Source organism: Sulfolobus sp. E5-1-F, assembly GCF_009601705.1.
In the GTDB taxonomy this organism is placed as follows: Archaea; Thermoproteota; Thermoprotei_A; order Sulfolobales; family Sulfolobaceae; genus Saccharolobus.
Map to the genome: position 1 here is coordinate 98682 of NZ_CP045687.1, position 19492 is coordinate 118173.

The 19492-nt window shown below is 34.7% G+C and carries 17 protein-coding genes and 2 pseudogenes; 7 read left to right on the top strand and 12 right to left on the bottom strand.

The genetic code is table 11. From position 1 onward, the window contains the following. Positions 1-78 precede the first annotated feature (78 nt). Positions 79-1053, top strand: coding sequence for a metallophosphoesterase family protein (locus tag GFS03_RS00485; protein ID WP_153422003.1), 975 nt, complete (start codon positions 79-81; stop codon positions 1051-1053). A gap of 77 nt (positions 1054-1130) precedes the next feature. Here GFS03_RS00485 and GFS03_RS00490 read toward each other — a convergent pair whose 3' ends face one another. Then, a complete protein-coding gene (locus tag GFS03_RS00490; protein WP_153422004.1) occupies positions 1131-2462 on the bottom strand; it encodes an aspartate aminotransferase family protein in 1332 nt (443 codons plus the stop codon). Between the two features lie 78 nt (positions 2463-2540). Beyond that, a complete protein-coding gene (locus tag GFS03_RS00495; RefSeq protein WP_153422005.1) occupies positions 2541-3752 on the bottom strand; it encodes a Zn-dependent hydrolase in 1212 nt (403 codons plus the stop codon). 541 nt (positions 3753-4293) lie between these two features. Here GFS03_RS00495 and GFS03_RS00500 point away from each other — a divergent pair. Both GFS03_RS00500 and GFS03_RS00505 read left to right on the top strand, forming a co-directional pair. Then, positions 4294-5552 (top strand): annotated as a pseudogene (locus GFS03_RS00500) (MFS transporter). A gap of 3 nt (positions 5553-5555) precedes the next feature. Continuing rightward, complete coding sequence (locus tag GFS03_RS00505) at positions 5556-6512, top strand: zinc-dependent alcohol dehydrogenase (RefSeq protein WP_153422006.1); 957 nt, start codon at positions 5556-5558, stop codon at positions 6510-6512. On the opposite strand, the gene GFS03_RS00510 is transcribed toward GFS03_RS00505, so the two are convergent. From GFS03_RS00510 to GFS03_RS00520, 3 genes and pseudogenes are all read right to left on the bottom strand, one after another. Continuing rightward, positions 6505-7911, bottom strand: a complete 1407-nt coding sequence (locus GFS03_RS00510; RefSeq protein ID WP_153422007.1) for an MFS transporter — start codon at positions 7909-7911, stop codon at positions 6505-6507. The two genes, GFS03_RS00505 and GFS03_RS00510, sit on opposite strands and share 8 nt — an antisense overlap. A gap of 84 nt (positions 7912-7995) precedes the next feature. Beyond that, positions 7996-8379: pseudogene (locus tag GFS03_RS00515) on the bottom strand (ABC transporter permease); the annotation flags it as partial. A gap of 123 nt (positions 8380-8502) precedes the next feature. Continuing rightward, positions 8503-9132, bottom strand: coding sequence for a YkgJ family cysteine cluster protein (locus GFS03_RS00520; protein ID WP_153422008.1), 630 nt, complete (start codon positions 9130-9132; stop codon positions 8503-8505). A 116-nt stretch (positions 9133-9248) separates the two neighbouring features. On the opposite strand from GFS03_RS00520, the gene GFS03_RS00525 reads away from it, so the two are divergent. Next, positions 9249-10157 carry a tetratricopeptide repeat protein gene (locus GFS03_RS00525; RefSeq protein WP_153422009.1) on the top strand — a complete coding sequence of 303 codons (909 nt, stop codon included), beginning with the start codon at positions 9249-9251 and terminating at the stop codon, positions 10155-10157. Here the strand turns inward: GFS03_RS00525 and GFS03_RS00530 are convergent. Further along, positions 10144-11169: an AIR synthase family protein gene (locus GFS03_RS00530; protein WP_153422010.1), complete on the bottom strand. Its 1026-nt coding sequence runs from the start codon at positions 11167-11169 to the stop codon at positions 10144-10146. The two genes, GFS03_RS00525 and GFS03_RS00530, sit on opposite strands and share 14 nt — an antisense overlap. 222 nt (positions 11170-11391) lie before the next feature. Between GFS03_RS00530 and GFS03_RS00535 the strand changes: the two genes are divergently transcribed. Beyond that, the gene (locus GFS03_RS00535) at positions 11392-11793 is read left to right on the top strand and encodes a DoxX family protein (protein WP_153422011.1); all 402 of its coding nucleotides are present in this window, start codon (positions 11392-11394) and stop codon (positions 11791-11793) included. A 113-nt stretch (positions 11794-11906) separates the two neighbouring features. Here the strand turns inward: GFS03_RS00535 and GFS03_RS00540 are convergent, their stop codons facing one another. The 5 genes from GFS03_RS00540 to GFS03_RS00560 all read right to left on the bottom strand — a co-directional run bounded on the left by GFS03_RS00540 (position 11907) and on the right by GFS03_RS00560 (position 16873). Further along, positions 11907-13025, bottom strand: coding sequence for a PhoH family protein (locus tag GFS03_RS00540; RefSeq protein WP_238699142.1), 1119 nt, complete (start codon positions 13023-13025; stop codon positions 11907-11909). A gap of 34 nt (positions 13026-13059) precedes the next feature. Then, positions 13060-13770 (bottom strand): purine-nucleoside phosphorylase, encoded by a 711-nt coding sequence (locus GFS03_RS00545; RefSeq protein ID WP_153422012.1) that lies wholly within the window; start codon positions 13768-13770, stop codon positions 13060-13062. Positions 13771-13800: 30 nt separating this feature from the next. Beyond that, positions 13801-14658: an SMP-30/gluconolactonase/LRE family protein gene (locus GFS03_RS00550; protein ID WP_153422013.1), complete on the bottom strand. Its 858-nt coding sequence runs from the start codon at positions 14656-14658 to the stop codon at positions 13801-13803. Positions 14659-14678: 20 nt separating this feature from the next. After that, positions 14679-16388 carry an MFS transporter gene (locus tag GFS03_RS00555; RefSeq protein ID WP_153422014.1) on the bottom strand — a complete coding sequence of 570 codons (1710 nt, stop codon included), beginning with the start codon at positions 16386-16388 and terminating at the stop codon, positions 14679-14681. Positions 16389-16477: 89 nt separating this feature from the next. Beyond that, positions 16478-16873, bottom strand: a complete 396-nt coding sequence (locus GFS03_RS00560; protein WP_153422015.1) for a hypothetical protein — start codon at positions 16871-16873, stop codon at positions 16478-16480. 118 nt (positions 16874-16991) lie between these two features. Here GFS03_RS00560 and GFS03_RS00565 point away from each other — a divergent pair, with 118 nt between their 5' ends. Both GFS03_RS00565 and GFS03_RS00570 read left to right on the top strand, forming a co-directional pair. Next, positions 16992-17210, top strand: a complete 219-nt coding sequence (locus GFS03_RS00565) for a sulfocyanin (protein ID WP_153422016.1) — start codon at positions 16992-16994, stop codon at positions 17208-17210. After that, positions 17201-18241 (top strand): hypothetical protein, encoded by a 1041-nt coding sequence (locus tag GFS03_RS00570; protein ID WP_153422017.1) that lies wholly within the window; start codon positions 17201-17203, stop codon positions 18239-18241. Before GFS03_RS00565 ends, GFS03_RS00570 begins: the two co-directional genes overlap by 10 nt. Here GFS03_RS00570 and GFS03_RS00575 read toward each other — a convergent pair. After that, positions 18219-19394, bottom strand: coding sequence for an MFS transporter (locus GFS03_RS00575; RefSeq protein WP_153422018.1), 1176 nt, complete (start codon positions 19392-19394; stop codon positions 18219-18221). The genes GFS03_RS00570 and GFS03_RS00575 overlap by 23 nt on opposite strands. Between the last annotated feature and the right edge of the window lie 98 nt (positions 19395-19492).

Genomic DNA, 19492 nt, shown 5'->3' on the forward strand with positions numbered 1-19492 from the left:
CCAACTCCCTTCTTTACTTTTTTCATCTTCTTTTTTGATATTTAATTTTAAATACAAGTTAATCATATTCTAACTCTTGTGGGGCTATTCAAAAGGAATAATCCAGATTCAAACAAGATAGGTGGCCTTAAGATATTATTCACAAGTGACCTTCACGGTTCTGAAACAGCTTTTAGAAAATTCCTTAATGCGGCTTTAATGACAAAAGCTGATACGTTAATCATAGGAGGAGATCTAGCTGGCAAATCGTTGGTTCCAATAATAGATGTAGGAAATGGCAAGTTTAAGGTAGAAGATAAAATTGTGGGAAAAGATGGTTTAGATGAAATTATCAAGAAATACAAATCTTCTGGGGTTTATTATACGATAGTTGACCAAAAAGGTCTTACAGAATTGAATGAAAATCGAAAAGCGTTAGATGAGGAATTTATGAGGGTAATACTAGAGAGATTAGAAGAGTGGGATAGGATAGCCGAAGAAAAGTTGAAGGGAACAAATCTAAAAATCTACACGAACTTAGGCAATGACGATCCCTTATACATGTTTGATGTTATAAGCAAGAGCGAAAGAATGGTGAAATGTGAGGGAGAAATTGTCAATATAAATGGATACGAGATGATTACTTTCGGCTATGTTAATCCCACACCATGGAACACTCCAAGGGAGATGACAGAAGATCAAATCTACTCTAATCTAAAGCAGATGATAGAGAAAGTTGAGGATCCTACTAAGACAATTTTCAACTTACATGCTCCACCATATGGTACAAATTTAGACAATGCACCATTATTAGATAAAACGTTAAAGCCTGTAGTAAAAAATGGTGAAATAGTAATGACGCATGTAGGCTCTACGTCAATAAGGAAATTGGAGGAGGAATTTCAACCCTTATTGGGTATTCATGGACACATTCACGAATCAAGAGCATTTGATAAGATAAATAAGACTATTATTATTAATCCAGGTAGTGAGTATAATTTGGGAATGTTGCATGCAACATATATAATCTTGGAAGACAATAAGATAAAAACACATCAATTTGTTATAGGGTGATCCAATAGTAAATAGTAGTGATATATATTAGTTTAAAGAACTAGTCCAACTTAATTAGCTTTTCGTGTTAGTATCTTTTACCCTCGAAATTCCTTATCTGCTTCCTTTAATATATCATCTATAGCGTTTATACCATCGTCTATCTCCTCCTTATTAATTATTAAAGGAGGTGAAATTATAAACCATGACGGACCATTATAAACATAAATATTCTTCTCTAACAGTAGTTTTCTAGCTAACACATCTACAAAAGTAGATCTACCCTCATACTTATCCTCATACCCTCCAAATGGAGTATTATTCTTATCCTTTACCAACTCAACTGCCCAAAATAATCCAACCCCTCTCACATCACCAATACTTTTATGTCTCTCTTTCAATTCTTGAAGCCTTTTACCCAAGTAGTCCCCCATTATCTTTACGTGAGATAGAATGTTAAGCCTCTCGTATTCCTCTATTACTGCAGGAATAGCAGACAATGAAACTGGATGGGCCTCAAAAGTATGTCCATGAGCGAAAACTTCATCTTCAAAGAACTCTCCTATCTCTTTACTCACACCGGTTATTCCTATTGGTACGTAAGATGCGGAAGCACCTTTAGCAGTAGTCAATATATCTGGCTCGATATTCCATAAATTCACAGCGAACCATTCTCCTACTCTTCCCCAACCTGTCATAACTTCATCAGCAATAAATAAAACGTCATTCTCCTTAGCTATTTTCCTCATTAAAGGCATGTACTCTTTAGGAGGAACTATAACACCATTCGTACCAGTTATCGGTTCGATGATCATTGCTACTACGTTCTTTTCTTGTTTAATAACGTAATCAACATAGTTCGCACATGCTATTCCACAATCAGGGTATTTTAGCTTAAGTGGACATCTAAAGCAATAAGGTTCTGGTATCCTCACAACTCCTGGCATGGTATTGGGCTCAACGAACCATCTTCGATAATCTCCAGTCAAGGATATTGATCCCTCAGTAGACCCATGATACGACCTATACCTAGCTAAAACCTTATATTTAGGCTTCTTGTAAAGCCTAGCTATTTTTATCGCCGCTTCGTTAGCCTCAGTACCAGAAGTAGAATAGAAAAACTTACCAATGCTTCTAGGCATAACCTTAAGTAAAGCTTTTGTCGCCTTTGCCCTAACATCCGCACCGAAAGAGGGATTTATATATTGTAACTTATCCAATTGTTCTTTTATACTATTTATAACTCTTTCATTTCCATAGCCCAAATTTACGTTAACGAATTGTGAGGAAAAATCCAAGTATCTCTTTCCCTCTATATCATAAAAGTAGACTCCACTTGCACTGGACACAATTATGGGATCCCAGCCCTTTTGTTTACTCCACGTTTTAAAGGTATGATCTCTAATAATCTTCTTATACTCTTCTTCCATATTCAATATCTTATAACACACATTATAAACTTTTTACAGTTATAGTTGAAATTAATAAAAAATTGTATATCTCCAATATTATTGGTGGTCTAAAAGTTCCACAGTCTTCTCAAGAACTCTTAACCCATTTAACATATCTTCATCTGAAGAAAACTCTTCCTTTGCGTGACTAATGCCTAAATGAGATGGAATAAATATCATACCAACTTTAGAGATCTTAGCCATATACTGTGCGTCATGCCCAGCCCAACTGTACATAAGCTTATATCTCATACCTAACTCTTTACACGCTCTTTCAATAATAGTAATAACTTCTTCAGAGAAACTCACAGGGTTAGCTGTCCACAAATGTTTATATTCTATTTCTAATCTCTCATCATCAGCTATCCTCTTGGCAATCTCAACTAGTTCACTTATAGCCTGATCTATCTTATTCTTCTCGACGCTCCTAACGTCAACAGTAAGTCTAACTTCCCTAGGTATAGCGTTATATACATTTGGTTTAACGTTAAGTATACCTACAGTTGCCCTTAAGTTTTCCTGTCTCTTTGCGTAATCCCTAACACTGGTTACGAATTTTGAGGCTCCAACTAAGGCATCCCTTCTTCTATTCATTGGTGTAGGTCCAGCTTGATTAGATTGCCCCTTAAATACTATCTCATATATACTTAAACCAGCAATCCCTAAAGGTATTCCAATTTGATATCCTTCCTCCTCCAAAACCGGTCCTTGTTCTATGTGAAGCTCTAAATAGTACTTAGGCTTCCTATACATTAATCTATTACTCTCATCTCCCATAAAACCCGAAACCCTTAATGCCTCCTCAAAACTCGTATTGTCCTTATCTCTTCTCGAATACACGTAATTTTTATCGAAAACTCCAGTAGTTAATCCAGATCCTAGAAGTGAAGGTTGGAATCTAGCACCCTCTTCATTCGTGAAATCCACAAGTGTGATCGAATGGTTATACTTTATACCCCTTTCTTTAATACTCCGTAACAATTCAAGTCCTGCCATAACACCATAAAAACCATCATATTTTCCCCCATAAGGTACAGAATCCATGTGCGATCCAACCGCAATAGTTTCATCTGATTTACCCCCTAACTCCCCGATTATATTTCCAGCATCGTCAACCCCTATTTCAACACCTATATTTGATAGAAGTTTTATTAGTTCCTTTCTAACTTTTATATCATATTCGCTTAATGCAAGTCTCATTACTCCCTCTTCAGTCCAACCTATGTTGGTTAATGAGTGAAAAGTTGTTAAAAATCTTCCTGGATCCATTAAATAATACATTCATTAATTATAGCTAAAAATTTTTAACGACGTTATTTAGGGGGTTTAATAGTAGTTTCTTCTTCTTTAAAACGAGTAGCCCTTTCTTCCTTAAGATCTCTAAGGAATCAGCGTACTTAGATCTCAGTGTAATCCTTATATCGTCTACAGAAGTTTCATTATTTGTCTATACACTTTCATCCTATTTAGGTCATCCCGCTAATGGAGTGGAGAAGGATGAACAGCTTTGTCCGGGACTTTGGTGAAGCCCAAGGGCTGAGAATTGGATTCATGAAAATTCAATGAACCCTAAATTCCCACAGCATGGTTTAATGTTCATTGAAGAAAATGTGAATAAGTTTATCAATTGGTTATAGGGTTTAGATAAGGTTGGATTAAATTTAATGAGTTACTAAGACATAAGAAGGAGAAAAAATAACTTTTAAAGTTTAGTATGTATTCTAAATTTAAACTAGTTACTACGATTCACCCTTTTTTAACAAACTAGTAAACGTAATAATTTATATATATCAAATTATATTCTCTCCACATGTCTGGGAATTTAAGATGGAAGATCGTTTTGATTGTGTTTGCGTTAATTATAGTAGACTACATAGATAGGGGATTAATAAATACTGCATTACCAGTACTAAAGAGTGAATTTCATATAAGTTCTTTTGAAGCAGGAGTCATAGGAAATGGTTTCACTTTTGGGTATCTTATAATGAACCCATTAGTTGGATACCTTTTAGATAAATATGGGCCTAAAAGGATTTTCACTAGATTCGCAATCTTCTGGGGAGCTGTGCAAACTGTTAATGTGTTTGCTTTCTCTGCTTTTTACTTTATAGTAACTAGAGTATTGCTAGGAATTGGAGAAGCAGTTGGTTTCCCTGGAGTTACAAAGATAGTCGCAAACTGGTTAAGAAAAGATGAAAAAGCTAGAGGTGGTACGATTTCAGACTCTGGAGTGAATTTAGGGATAGTTTTCAGTTCCTTATTTATGTTAGGATTGTTTTCAATAATTCCTAGTCGAGAATTGGCATGGAGGTTGGGATTTTTAGTTAGTGGTCTTTTGGCTATAGTTCTCGCTATCGTATTGGGTCGTCTCTTACACGATTTACCAGAACAGCATCCGAAGATTTCTAAAGAAGAATTAGATTACATCTTATCTGGCAGAGAAAAAGTTGACGTAAAAACTAAGCTACCATTGTCGTATTGGTTAAGTAATAAGAATTACTGGGGATATATGCAAGGTTTAGGAGCACAAGCAGGAATATTCTTCGGCCTATTCACTTGGTTACCTTTATATCTTTTTATGCTAGGCATCTTTCTCTATCCTTTACGTTAGAATATACTGCATTAATATGGAGTTTTGGCTTCATAGGAGAGATAGTAGGAGGTTATGTTGTTGACAAATTAATTAAGAGAAATCCTAATTTAGGTTTCAAAGCAGGGTTTGCAGTCAGTTCTTTATCAGTTACTATAGGTCTTGCTGCTGCTACTCTAGTTTCATCATCTGCGGAAGCAGTTGAAATATTGATGATAACCTTCTTCTTCTTAAGATGGTCGGGTATTCAGTGGGCTGCACCATCCTTTTTGGTTTCCTCTGAATTAGCTGGTCAATTTGGCGGTCATATTGGATTTTGGGAAACTCTATGGGGAATAGTAGTACCAATAGTGTTTGGTGCTACTGTGCAAGTTACTGGAGCATATCTCTTAGGAATGGAAATTCTGATTGGAATAGGCCTTATATACTTCATAGGTACTGTAATAGTAACTAGTTATAAACAAATAAAGGTGAGCTAAAAATTGTGGAAAGTATTTTTTCTTAATGGGAATTTCGTCAAAGAAAGTGTTAAAGATGAGCTTCCTAAACCGAATGAAGTAAAGGTTTTTCCTAAATACATAGGAATATGTGGAACTGATAAGAATATTTACTTAGGTAAAAAGCCTGTTAAGGAACCACTAGTCTTAGGACACGAAATATCTGGAATAACTGAAAAAGGGGAAAAGGTAGCTATTTTTCCAAATTACTGGTGTGGTTACTGCAATAATTGTAGAAGAGGATTTTATAATAGTTGTAAGAATAAGATATCAATTGGAGTTAACGCTGATGGTGGAATGGCAGAATATATCAACGTACCTAAAGATTTCGTATTTAGGATTCCCGACACCTTAGATTTGAAATTAGGTGCTTTAATAGAACCTACTGCAGTTGCTATTTCTGCAGTAAATAAAATAGACAAGGGTATAGAGAAAGTAATAATACTAGGTGGTGGTAGTACTGGAGCACTAATATCAATAATAGCTGAAATAAATGGTTTAGAAGCATTCATAATAGAGAAGGATAAGAAGAAAGAAAGCGTGCTTAGAGAGAAGGGCTTTAGAGTAACCAGTGAATTAGAGTTTAATGAAAAAATAGCGGTTATAGACACCATAAATAGTGAAGAAAGTATTGCATTAGCGCAAACTATTCTCAAAAACTCAATAGCTAGATCTGAGCTAATAATTACTGGATTAGATAAGGAACAAATTCTTTTAAATAGAGATATTATAGTTAGAAATGAAGTAGTTATTAAAGGCTCAATCATATATAGTAAAGATGATTTTTTGGATTCTATAAAAATTGTTAATGAAAACAAAGAAAAATTCCAAAAAATAGTAGATAAGGTAGGTTCGATAGATAACATTAATGAGTGGTTTAGGAAATACGTAATAGAAGAACCTAATATAAAAGTATTAGTAAAAATGGATTCTATTAAGTGACACTCTCTTGAGTTTTCCCACTCATGAAAGAAAATACCATAGCAATTATTATTATAATAGAAGATATGAGAAAAGCAAAATGTAAACCATTAACAAACGTTACACTTACGTCTCCATTCAACGTTGTAGTTCCAATAAATATCTCAAATGCAACATTCCTCGGTATACTCAAAGTTGCAACTACTATGCTTAAAACGTAGCTTAGAATAGTGCCTATATTCCCTAACGTTCTAGATAAACCTGAGACTGAACCGTAATATTCTTTAGGTGCATGAAACATTATAGCAGTTGAATTGGACGGCCAGAACATAGCAGAGCCTATGCCAGTAATAGCACTAATTCCTACAATTAAATAATAGTTAGTAGTAGGTGTTAGCAAGAGGAAGTATAGGATCAAGGTTATGAAAATAAATATCAAGCCTATACCTGCTATTATACCTGGCTTTCCCTTATCCGCTACTTTTCCCATAAATGGGGCTAAAATGCTGGCAACAACATATCCTGGGGTTAACAATAAGGAACTATCTAAAGGACTAAGTCCTCTCACGCCTTGAAGATACATTATAAGTAAGAAACTCAAGGAAAGCCCTCCTATCCCTTGAAGGAAATTAGCTAAGAGTGAGTATGTTAAAAGCCTTATTTTGAATATCTTCAAATTCAATATAGGATATTTACTCCTAGCTTCATTCAACAGAAATAAAGGTATTAGCACTACACCTAGAGCTAACTCTATAATATTATCAGTAGAAATTCCAGATGCAGCAATGAACATTAATGATAGTGATATTAATGCTAATAAAATGCCCAGAAAGATTGCTCCTGGGATATCTAGTTTCGTGTTAACCTTATTGATATCTCTAATATTCATTACTCCTAAAATAACTGCTACTATTCCAATTGGTACATTAATGTAAAATATGTATTGCCAGCCTAAAAAAGTAGTCAAAATCCCACCTAAAACAATACCCACTAACGCCCCTATGTTCCAGCCTAAACTAGTTATTCCATAAGCCTTTCCTCTTCTATTGGGTGGGAATACATCAGCCACTATGGATGAACTATTGGCTACTAGCATTGACCCTCCGATAGCTTGTATAATTCTAAATATAATCAACATATCTATATTAGTTGAAATACCACATAAGGCTGAAGCTACCGTAAATATTACAAACCCCAAATTATAGACCCTTCCTTTTCCGAATAAATCACCTATCCTACCAGCTTGTGTTGATAAAACTGAAATAACTATCATGTAAGCTAAAAGTACCCATATTGACGATAATAAGTCGGTATGCAAGCTTGATGTAATTGTAGGAAGTGCTAGTAATACTATTGTAGTATCTACTGCAGCCATTAGAGATCCTAGAGTTAATACAAATAAGATGGAGTTACTATTCATCGCATCTAAACTGATACATCTTACCTTAAAAAGTTTGCCTAATAAACGGTAAATCTAATAATTGTTAACGAATTGATTAAATCATCATGTTCCCTTAACACCGCCAGAGTATAATCCTCTTAACATATAATCTTGCGCCACGTATGATACTATTATGACTGGTAATGATGCTACCAAAGCTGATGAGGCTAATAAGGCCCAATTGACTGATCCTTGACCTATGGCATTTAAGGCGAAAATTGTTGCTGTCTCACTTCCAGTTGGTGGAAATTTCATCTGATAAGGGGTCTCGCTTAGTACTAAAGGATAGAATAGAAGGTGCCAGGCAAACGTAAATAAAATTACGAATGTGGCAATTAGAAATGGTCTTGAGACTGGCAATATTAATCTTAGTATTTTGTTCTTCATACCATCAATTTCAGCAGCTTCCTCATAAACTTTTGGAAAATCTATGTAAAAGTTAAACATTTATTACTATAACAGCTATTGCAAGAGTCGAAAGGGCTTTCATATTTATCAGATACAAATCTACTTCTGCTTTAAAAAATAACTATAGCTAAAATCAGCCCACTGAAGGTTTTAATCACCAACTCATCTACTGGTGGTTTCCTCATTCTTGTAATATCTTGATTTAACCTCATTATATAACTCTCTCGGTGTAGGTATTCTTCCCAACTTGTTAATTAAATCATTGATTATTTGGTTTATAATTTCTTTCACTTGCTTACTTGCTAGACAATATTCTGGCACCTTAAAATCTGGAATTCCTTTCCCATCATATGAGTTTATTACTTCCTTTTGGTCATCTTCTGTTGCAAATGGATATGAGAGACACGCATATGGTTTAATCTTATGAATACTACAAAGCCATCCTTTTTGAAACTGACAAGGTCTTCTTAACAAAAATAAGTTATTGTCCACTTTTTCAAATTTCTTCAAATCATCCATATCCAACCTATCCCTTAATTCCTCGTAATCAAATCTATATACCGGTACTGGGTAACCAATTTGACAGCATTTCCCTCCGCATTCTTCACAATATTTCGAAACATCAATAAATTTATTCATAGCAATCTGAAATACCAAAGAGTACATACCATATTTTACTACTGGTGAATGTTCATACTTCTCTAGAAATTCTAGTACTCTCTCAAAGCTATTCAAATCACCTCTTAAACCTTTTTTGGTCATTAGATTAATCTGATCAACGTTAATTCTCATATACGTAGGTTGGAATTTGAAAAATAAATGGTTATCTTAATGTTACCATAGAAATTGAACACTTAAAGTTGTGAAAAAAGAAAACGTTATTTAATTAGGGAACTAAAGAAGAAGAGATGAGTGAAATATTAGAGCTAATAAATAAAGGGAAATTTGATGAAGCCTTAAAGAGGCTTAAAGAAGAAATGGAGCAAAAGAGAGATGATCCTGAACTATACTATTTGATGGGGTTTGTGTATTTTAAAACTGGCAAATATAAAAGGGCAATAGACAGCTTAAGTAAAGCTGTAAGTCTAAAGAAGAATGAGGCAAAATATCATTGTCTTCTAGGATATTCGTTATATGAGGAAGGATATAACATTGGCGATGAAAAGTTAATAAGAAAGGCCTTAAAGGAACTTCAACTTTCAGTCGAGATTGACAAGGATTTACCTAATAAGGAAAAGGAATATCATTACTATATGGCTAACATTCTATATGAACTAGAAGATTATGAAAAAGCTTTGGAAGAAATTAATGAGACTTTAAAATTTTACAACTCTTCAGAGGTTCATAAATTGAAAGGAGATATTTTATTTCAATTGAAGAAATACGATAAAGCAATTGAGGAATATAAGACTAATTTGAACGATGATAAAAACCTCTATGCAATAGCATATACGTACTTTACTATGGGTAAATATGAACAAGCCCTTGAGTACTACGAGAAGGCAATTAGTATAAATCCGGAAGAGCCGTACTATTATGAGGGTAAGGCAGAAACATTACTCTTTATGGGAAAGCTTGATGAGGCTTATAGCACTATAAAGAAAGCTTTAGATATTGATCCGGATAACCCTCACATTAAACTAACTGAAGTAGAGATCCTAGCAGAGATTAATAGCAAAGAGGCTACAAAAGTTTTAACAGAATATTTAGAAGAGATGTATGAGTTTAGAGAAGTTATTTGTGAAGAAATTAAGGTCAGAAAGGTTAAGGAAAAAACTAGAGAACTCTTAGAGAAAATAAGTCTCAGGTTCTGTTAGCTAAATCGAAAAAAGCTCTCCAGAAGGGATCCTCTAACGGATGCTCTATCTTTACTCTACTCCCATCTTTCTTAATCAACATTACATCTTCGCTTTGATCTACTATCTCTCCAATTATTTTAGCCTCAATACCTTCTTTACTCAACTCGTCAATTACTTCCTTTCCTTTATCAGTAACTATGATCATAGTACCCTCACTTATGGACATCCATGGATCTATGTTAACTATCCTAGTTACCTCTCTAACAGCTCTATTAATGAAAAGCCTATCCTCATACACTTTCATACCCTTACCACTAGCTCTTGCAACCTCTGTTAAAGCCCCAAAGACCCCTCCTTCTGTAGCATCATGCATAAGATGAATACCAATTCTAGATGCTATTAAACCATCTTTCCAACAACTCATTTTCCAATACATATTATAAGCCTCATTAAAAATCTCCTTGTCTAACCTTTGTTTAAAATACTCTGGGTAAAGGTTAGCCAGAAGAGCAGTGGCTTCTATTGCTGGACCCTTTGTCATTATCACACTATCTCCTACTCTAACCTTTGATGGCATTCCTAGCTTCTCCTTCTCTCCTATTCCAAACATTGTGAATCCTCCGACCATTGGATAATCAGTACCTTCATAAACACCAGTATGACCACCAACTACCATTACTCCAATTTCCTTTAACGCTTCATGAATTCCAATCCACATCTCCTCAAATTCCTCATCTTTAATTTTAGGTGGTAAGTTTAGATCTATAACAGCGTATTGAGGAGGAATACCAGAGGTCATTACATCACTAGCTAGTATGTGTACTGCAAACCACGCTGCTTTCTTGAACCCGAATTGTGGTACTATGAAAACTGGATCAGTCTTTACTACTAAGACTCTATTATCTTGAAGATCTATTGCCGCAGTATCCACTCCGTGTTGAGGACCAACTAAAACTTCTTTTCGTTTTTCACCAAGATGAGGGTAGATTACTCTGTTAAATACATCCTCATTTATCTTTCCTAGATGCATTAGGTAAGAAGAGGAATGCAACTTTAAAAAGGTTAAGTAAACAAGTCGTTTCCGTAAATTAGATTTGAATAAAATTTGAAATCATAAGTAAACTGAATAATATGGTTAAAAAATATATGATACTTCTATCATATAAACTTTACATTTGGTAACTAAGTTTACCGATGTTAAGTTGATTATATAAGCTTTACTAAGTAAAGTAGTTTTCCAGAGGAAATCAGAATGGATCCGACCCTAGCCTCAATTGGTCTATTAATATTCAGAATACTATATGGGATTTCACTAATACCTCACGGTGTGGTAAAGACTAATAAAAACGTGAACTCTCAATTTAAAGGATTTATGAAGCAGTTAGGAGTACCGCCAATATTTGTAGATCTCTCAATGTTAATTGAAATTCTAGGAGGGCTTCTAGTAATAGTTGGAGCAATATCGCTAATAGTTTCAGTGGTATTAATTCTGTTCTTTTTAGGTACAATAGTAGTAAGTCATAGGATGAAAAAACCGCTAGCTACTGGAATGAATCCAGGAGTAGATCTAGATATATTATTTCTTGCTGGAGCAATAATCTTACTATTGCTAGGTCCAGGTCAGTTCGCCATATTAACTGGTCCACAAATTTAATATTTTTTAACTCTTCAATCTATAGAATCATAATCTCAAAGCAATTATATTAGGTAAACTAAAAACTATTCGAATCTTAAAAATACCACCTACCTTTTTACTAGGCGATATTTTTAGTTTTTCTTTTCTTCCTCTGGAACTATAGCCTTAACTCCAATCCCAAATAGCGATTTCACTACGTAATCAACTAATCTTACATATACTCCCTTCTGTCCCATAAATGCTCCACTCTCTTTTTTGAGAGTTATAGCTAATGAGTTTCCAAGAAAGTCCGCATCTTCAATATGCTTTGATATCCATGGTACTGGATGTATTGATCTAACTAGTTCCTTAAAATCGAGTGATAATTCCCAAACTCTAATCTTCTTTCCAATGTCTTTCTCAATTGCGTTAATTCTCTCACCATTTTTCCCTATTACTCTACCTGCGCTACCAGTCTTCGCTATTATCAACGCATCTGGCACGTTCTCATAATTTATACCTAGTTTCGATTTTTCCGCAGAAAACTCAGTAACTGTTAATATTAAAGCGTCAGGTGCATGTACCATTGTGGTATCATATATCTTTTTCTCGATTTCACTCGTCTTTCTTGACCTAAGTTTATATTCTAATAAAAGCCTTAAACCCCTCTTAGCACCGCTTCTTACTATATCTTTTATACCTAAATCCACGACTTTAGTGTCCTTTTCATCAATTAATACCTCTCTAATTATTGCTGAGGACTCTTGGCCGGCTAATGCTTGAAATATCGGATCGCCCGCAACTATTAACCTCGAATCCTTACCGACCCTTATGAAAAGCTCTAGTACACTCTCAGGTTTTAAGGACTGTATATCATCGATAAATATAATTGAATTATTAAAGGATCTTCCTCTCAAATATCTGGAATCAACAATTTCAATTTTATCGGAATTTATCAGATCATTTAAAACTTTTTCCTCAACAAACCCACCTAATACATCTTGCATGTATGCCCTTACTACGTTTTCGTAATCCTCTAACTCTTTTTTGGTAACCTCTTCTTGTGTAACAACGTCCACTATTGGCTTGGCTACTATTAATTTTTTGTACTTGCCTGAAATTACCGAATCTATACCATAGGCTAGTGAAAACAAACTCTTTCCGGTACCAGTAGGACCGAAAACTCCTACTATTTGTAGTTTATCATTTTTTAACGCTGCAAGTAAATCCTCTTGTCCTTTAGTATAAGGTTTAATTGTCTCCATTATCATACTATTTCAAAAAATAATATCTCGATTTTTGAAGTTAACTCGTTAGTGCATCTAAAACAGCCCTAGCTCCTTCCATGACATTTTTCTCTAAATCCTCCTTTGAAATCCAAATGCCACCTTTAGCCAAATTATCACTAGTGACTAATACTGCAGCACTCCTCCAACCCTTATGTCTACTTAACATAAATAACGTTGCACATTCCATCTCAACAGCTATATTACCTCTACTACTCCACCTCTTTACAAAATCCTCATCCTCCGCATAGAAGGCATCACTACTAAATACGTTTCCAACATAATACTTTAATCCTCTCTTAGAGAATGATGACACTAGCTTATTAGTTAATTCAAAATCTGGAGTTGCTGCAACGCAAGCATTATCTTTCAAATACTGGTAGAATATTCCACCTTGATTGTAAGATGCTCCAGTAACTATAATGTATTCTCCTAAATTAATATATGGAACTAAAGCACCAGTAGTGCCAAATCTGATGAATACTTTACCACCTAACATTGCCAATTCCTCTAGAACTATTGCTATTGAAGGACCTCCTATTCCATGGGTCGCAATACTTACAGTTTCGCCGTTATATCTACCAGTATACACTAGAAATCCCCTATTTTCATTAACCAATTTTGCACTTTCCAGAAGAGATGATAGAATCTTAACCCTACCCGGATCTCCGGCTATTAGAACCCTTTCCGCGACTTCTCCCTTTTTAGCCAAAATGTGAATTGGATTCATAACGAAAAATAACGTTTAAGGATATAAAGCTTATGAGATTTTAAACCTAAAATTGGGTAGTCCCCTTACATTAACTCTCGTTGTGAACGTTTTTCCAGCTAATGGATCTTGGCTCTTTCCAGCAGTGGTAATGAATAATTGATTTAACTCTGGAGTACCGAAAGTTACTGATGTAACATAGGTTGCTGGAACTTTTATCTCAAAAAGTTTCTTTCCGCTTTTAGGATTCCATCTACTAACCTTTCCTCCACCCCAGTGGGCTACCCAAATATATCCTTCCTCATCAACTGCCATTCCATCAGGGTTACCCGGTTCATTTCCAAAATCTACTGCAACCCTTCTATTGTAGATTTCTCCTTTATTCAAGTCAAAATCGAACATAAAGACCTTTCTCACTGGACTATCAATAAGGAACATTTGTTCGTTATCCGGATCCCAACCTAGACCATTTGACACCGTAAGACCTTCTAGTATCTTAGTTACCTTATTACCATCAAACTTATAGAAATTTCCAGTTGGTTTCCTTTCGTTCATATTCATAGTTCCGGCCCAATATCGCCCAAGCTTATCGCATTTGCCATCGTTAAACCTATTCGATTCCATTTCAGTTTCCACTTCAGCGTCCTTTTTAATCTCGTTTTTTTCTAAATCTACTATGTAAAATCCATGTCTAATTGTAGCAATAACCCTCTTATTATCAATAACACATAAGGATGAGACGAGATCCGGCATTTCATAGAATACCTCAGTACCAGTATTAAGATCGTTAACTAATATTTTCTTTCCCTCAATATCAACCCAAAAAAGTTTGTTTAAATCCTTATCGTAAACTGGACCTTCCCCTAAAACTGCCTTGTAATTGCTTAAGGTAATTAAATTTGAATCCATGCTTACTATTTTAACATGTACTACTTTTTATCCTTTTTATCATCTAAGACGTTTGTAAGTGTAGCCTTCATATAATCTCTTTCATAAATCACTGTTTTTCCTCTTAGAGCTGAAGCTATAACAGCTAAAAACGCTAAAGACCCTGCAACATAAAATGAAACTCTTAGAGCTTCCATAAAAGGTGAGGCTATTACATTAGGGAACCAATGCGTCCCTGTTATGACAGCTATTGCAGAAGCAGGAATTGTGTTAACTAGTGAAGTTGGTAGCTGTGAAAGTAATGTTGAAACGGGATTATAGCCTAGAAAACTAGCAAATATTGCAGCAGTTGGAGGTATTTTACTTAGTAATGGAGCTAGTTGAGGAGCCCCAGCTGCAGTTAGCGCATTAGTTAGTACTGGAGGTAATGAAGTATATAAAGTATTAATTATTATAGTGAAGAATATACCAATACTTAACGTACTACCGGTATTAGTTAACATAGCTCTTATACCTGAGGCTGATCCTCTGTGCTGTGGTGGTGAAGCATTCATCAAAGCGGCCATGTTAGGTGATACAAATAACCCATTTCCAATTCCTATGAAAAATATTATCAGAGCAAATTCTACATAATTAAAATTGTATGACAACGTCGTTAGCATTAAAATTCCTATCCCCATTAGTAAGAGTCCGATAGTAGCTAGACTTCGCGCACCATAACGGTCCGCAAGTCTACCCGCTATTGACCCCATTATTCCGAATCCAGCTAAAAGGGGAAGAAGATATATTCCAGCCCAGAAAGGTGTTACCTCATAACTATAGCCATGTAAAGGTAGCCATATAGCTTGAAGTAATAATACCAGCATTAGTTGGAGCCCTCCAAACGCTAGCTGTGCTAATATTATTGATATTGCGGAAGACGTAAATGCCCTTATTTTAAATAGTTCTATTCTAAACATCGGGTCTTTAACTTTACTCTCGACAAAGAGGAAACCAATAAACATTCCAACACCCACTACGATACTCGATATTACAAATGGATTTGTCCAGCCAGTAACTTGATTGCCATATGGTAATATGCCATACGTTATCCCTAGCAATATTGATATAAGAGAAACAGCGTAAAGAATATTTCCAACTATATCAATACTTTGATTCCTATTAGGCTTACTTAATTGTTTTAACGATTTATAAGACCAAATGGTTCCTAAAATGCCTATTGGAACACTCACTAGAAATACGTCACGCCAGTATATTGAAGCGAGAATTCCACCAATAATTATCCCAGCGACTCCACCAAATATTCCTATTACACCGTTTAATCCTAATGCAAATCCTCTCTCATTAGGCGGAAAAGCTTCAGATAATATTGCGGCACTATTTGCCATCAAAAATGATCCTCCTACACCTTGAAGTATCCTATAAATTATTAATTGAATTGCAGCTATGTTTCCTTTGCCAGGAGTTAAATACAACAATATCGATGCAATTGTAAAAATTAAGAATCCTAAATTATACATTCTCACTCTTCCAAATATATCAGAAATCCTTCCTACGTTTACTACTAAGATTGCTGATACTATGCTGTAACCAAATAGGATCCACAATAAGTATTGAAAAGAGTTAAATGGATTAATGTCAATACCTCTAAATATTGCTGGTAATGCTATTAATACCACATTGGCATTCATAAATCCCATGAACGCTCCAAGACTTGTATTAGATAGTGCTATCCACTTGTACTGTACCATATAGTTAAAGACTTAACTTTACTTTATTAAAACTTTTGCCCAATAACGATTATGCCTTCTTAAAAATTCATAAATTTATAATGATTTAATTATCGTTTACTAGTTACCAAGATGTATAAAGTAGTAGATAGTATTATGAGCATAATATCTAGAATAAAGGCTATTAGAGCAGGTCCAGTAGTTACTGGCAATGGTCTACCTACTAATGGAGCTGGAAGCACTCTGGTTAAAGTGAGCAGCAAATAATTTATCCACCAATATATCACTTCTAAAAGATAGATAATTTTCAAACTAAAAAGTCTGAATGAGAGTATGAAAAGTATACCGGAAATTATTGATAGAATTGCATCAAATAGGAAGAATGCTCTTATGCCAAATGGTAAAATCCGAAAACTATATAATGGTAAATGATCAGCAGTCCACGCAAAACTAATTATTCCCGCAACTACTCCTAACACCAATAACGAAATTGAAACTCTCGGCATATACCCTTATGAAATTGAATAAATAATAAGATTTTGCCCAAATCTTTAATTAGATTGAAAACACTATTTGGGAAAAGATTTAAATTAATATAAAAGGGAGGACATTTTAAGTGAGACAATGAAAATAAGTAGAATTGGACTTGTAATACTAGGAATTTCTATAATAATTCTGATAATTGGTGGGGCATTTTTTGGAATGGCAGCTACATCCCATCATCCAGCACCTTCGTCAAGTCATATAACAACATATACCACTACTACTAGTACATCAACCAGTATGTCATCTTCTACTACTACCACTTCAACATCGAGTTCTAGTGGAGCGGTATGGGGTTGAAAAGAAAGCTACTCGTTTTTAGTTTCTCTTTTTCTTCAATAGGCGGACCATTAGCGTTAGTTGGGCAATTTTTAGAAAACGTAACCCCATACGAAGTAGCTTTATCTATTCTCATATTCGCACCCATTACTTTTCTTATATACTATTCGATGAATAGAGTATGGGATAAAGGAGGGCTTTACGATTATGTAGTCAAATTTACTCCCAAACTTTCTAATTACTTCCTATACTTCTGGTTTTTCTCATATTTTCTTTATTTAAGTTATACAGTAGATTATATAGTATATTACATACTAAATCTAGACGGATTGGTAGGTATACTGTTGACAATAGGAATAGCGGGGTCTATCGCAATTATAACATTCTTGGATAAGGAGTTAGAATTCCTGCTTATCTCAACTATAATACAAATTTTATTTATACTCCCTATAAATTGGCATCTTAAACCCATGAACTCTTATGAACTAAGTTTTACTAACATTCTATCTACCTCTCTGTTATATATCTGCATAACCCTTACACCGTTTGTAGGAAATGGTAGCAAAGAGGGAATTAATAGTGTAATTCTATCATATGTAATAACTGGAGCTATTCTGTTTTTAGACTCCTTTTTCAACATTCCTAAAATAATATATCTTATTTCATCATTTAGTACATTCTCGTTAATAGTAGTAGAATTCTATTCGCTGAAGAGCGTTCTATCGAAATTCAGCGTTAAGAGTAAAAAATATCTCATACTAGGGTTCTTAGGATTTACACTCGCAAGCCTAATAAATCCCTACACATATTATATTTATACAATTGTGCCATCTTTGACAGCACTTTACGTGTCATTAATGATCTTCTTTATCTCGATGATCTTTTCAATTAGAAATGTGCTAAAACTGCTAGGCTTGATAAGTGTAGGATTACTCGGATATGGTCTTTATACTTCATTACAACTATCATCCTATTACCTACTTCTAGAACAAATCATTACAATTATTATAATAAGCGTGATTCCGTTAGTTAAGAATCGACTTTTCTATTAGTAGACATAGCTAATAGTTTCATATAGAGATAACCGCCCACAGCTTGTAATATACCTCCTATTTCTAATGGTAATGAATATGAGATATCTAATAAGTAACCACTAATACCAGAGCTCATTTGTGACAGCCTTGTCGCCAAACCTTGAAAGCTTGAAGCAGTACCAAAATCTTCAGCAGACACTCCTCTAATATTAACTGCACTCCTATTTGGTGCTCCAATCCCAGCGTTTAAACCCCTTGCGATATATAATCCAGCCGCTAAAGTCAACCAAGGTGAAAAGGCCATCGCAATTAAGAACACACCATTCAGTATCCTAGTTATCGAAGCTACCTTTAATGGGTCAAACCTTATTTTATTCGAAAGCAGTGAACCTATTGCAGTCGTTAAATAAGATATTGTAAAGAGTAATCCTATTTCGAAAGAAGTAGCATGAAAAGCTAACTTATACCACAATGGGAGGAGTGGAATAGCTATACCTAGTCCGAATCCAGTTATTGAGTTTGAAACTATAACTTTAGAAATGTATTTTATACTGGACTTTTTCATAATCTTAGAAGTCTTTTTAGGCCTCCTAACCTCTTTAACAAAAAGTAATGATATTGCTGAAGCTAAGAGTAATGCAAATGATAGGAAATATAGTATTCTATATCCCTCAACTGAATTGCTTATATAGGACCTTATTGAAAGGAGAACACTCCCTCCTATTCCAGATAAGGATGAAGCTGACATTAGGAAACTTAGTCTTCTTACCCTTTCCTTTTCATCAATCCAATTACTAGCCACCAATGCAGTTAAACCTGGTGAAAATACTCCTCTTATACCGCCAGCAGTTCCTCCAACTCCCCCTATTATCAGAGCTATAAAGATTAGAATTCGGTTAATCGAAAGGGCAAGCAGTATTGATGCAATTGAAGCCAATATTTCTACAAAGATCAAAACTTTTTTGTAACCAGTCCTGTCACCTATCATACCTAGGGCTAGGTTAAGAGCCGATGAAAATCCTATTGCTCCTAAAAATATTATTCCTATAATTTCAAGTTTCACACCAATCTCAGATAAGTATAGTGAGGAGGAGAGAGTTATGTAAATTATTCCTATACTCCTTAAAATCCTTGATAATAGAAGATAAGCATAGCCATAATCGTCTTGCAAAAAATCACCTAATATAAAAAAAAGAATAATTTAGTAGTTTAACTATTTTTCGTTTTATCTTCTATCCCCAGCTAAATTAAACTTAATAAGGAAAACAT

What these genes read in the sequence shown, in the direction of transcription:
- GFS03_RS00550 (WP_153422013.1), bottom strand. Translation starts at nt 14,658, where the DNA reads ATGGATTCAAATTTAATTACCTTAAGCAATTACAAGGCAGTTTTAGGG.
- GFS03_RS00520 (WP_153422008.1), bottom strand. Translation starts at nt 9,132, where the DNA reads ATGAGAATTAACGTTGATCAGATTAATCTAATGACCAAAAAAGGTTTA.
- GFS03_RS00555 (WP_153422014.1), bottom strand. Translation starts at nt 16,388, where the DNA reads ATGGTACAGTACAAGTGGATAGCACTATCTAATACAAGTCTTGGAGCG.
- GFS03_RS00540 (WP_238699142.1), bottom strand. Translation starts at nt 13,025, where the DNA reads ATGATAATGGAGACAATTAAACCTTATACTAAAGGACAAGAGGATTTA.
- GFS03_RS00565 (WP_153422016.1), top strand. Translation starts at nt 16,992, where the DNA reads ATGAAAATAAGTAGAATTGGACTTGTAATACTAGGAATTTCTATAATA.
- GFS03_RS00530 (WP_153422010.1), bottom strand. Translation starts at nt 11,169, where the DNA reads ATGCATCTAGGAAAGATAAATGAGGATGTATTTAACAGAGTAATCTAC.
- GFS03_RS00570 (WP_153422017.1), top strand. Translation starts at nt 17,201, where the DNA reads ATGGGGTTGAAAAGAAAGCTACTCGTTTTTAGTTTCTCTTTTTCTTCA.
- GFS03_RS00545 (WP_153422012.1), bottom strand. Translation starts at nt 13,770, where the DNA reads ATGAATCCAATTCACATTTTGGCTAAAAAGGGAGAAGTCGCGGAAAGG.
- GFS03_RS00535 (WP_153422011.1), top strand. Translation starts at nt 11,392, where the DNA reads ATGGATCCGACCCTAGCCTCAATTGGTCTATTAATATTCAGAATACTA.
- GFS03_RS00510 (WP_153422007.1), bottom strand. Translation starts at nt 7,911, where the DNA reads ATGAATAGTAACTCCATCTTATTTGTATTAACTCTAGGATCTCTAATG.
- GFS03_RS00560 (WP_153422015.1), bottom strand. Translation starts at nt 16,873, where the DNA reads ATGCCGAGAGTTTCAATTTCGTTATTGGTGTTAGGAGTAGTTGCGGGA.
- GFS03_RS00490 (WP_153422004.1), bottom strand. Translation starts at nt 2,462, where the DNA reads ATGGAAGAAGAGTATAAGAAGATTATTAGAGATCATACCTTTAAAACG.
- GFS03_RS00525 (WP_153422009.1), top strand. Translation starts at nt 9,249, where the DNA reads ATGAGTGAAATATTAGAGCTAATAAATAAAGGGAAATTTGATGAAGCC.
- GFS03_RS00495 (WP_153422005.1), bottom strand. Translation starts at nt 3,752, where the DNA reads ATGGATCCAGGAAGATTTTTAACAACTTTTCACTCATTAACCAACATA.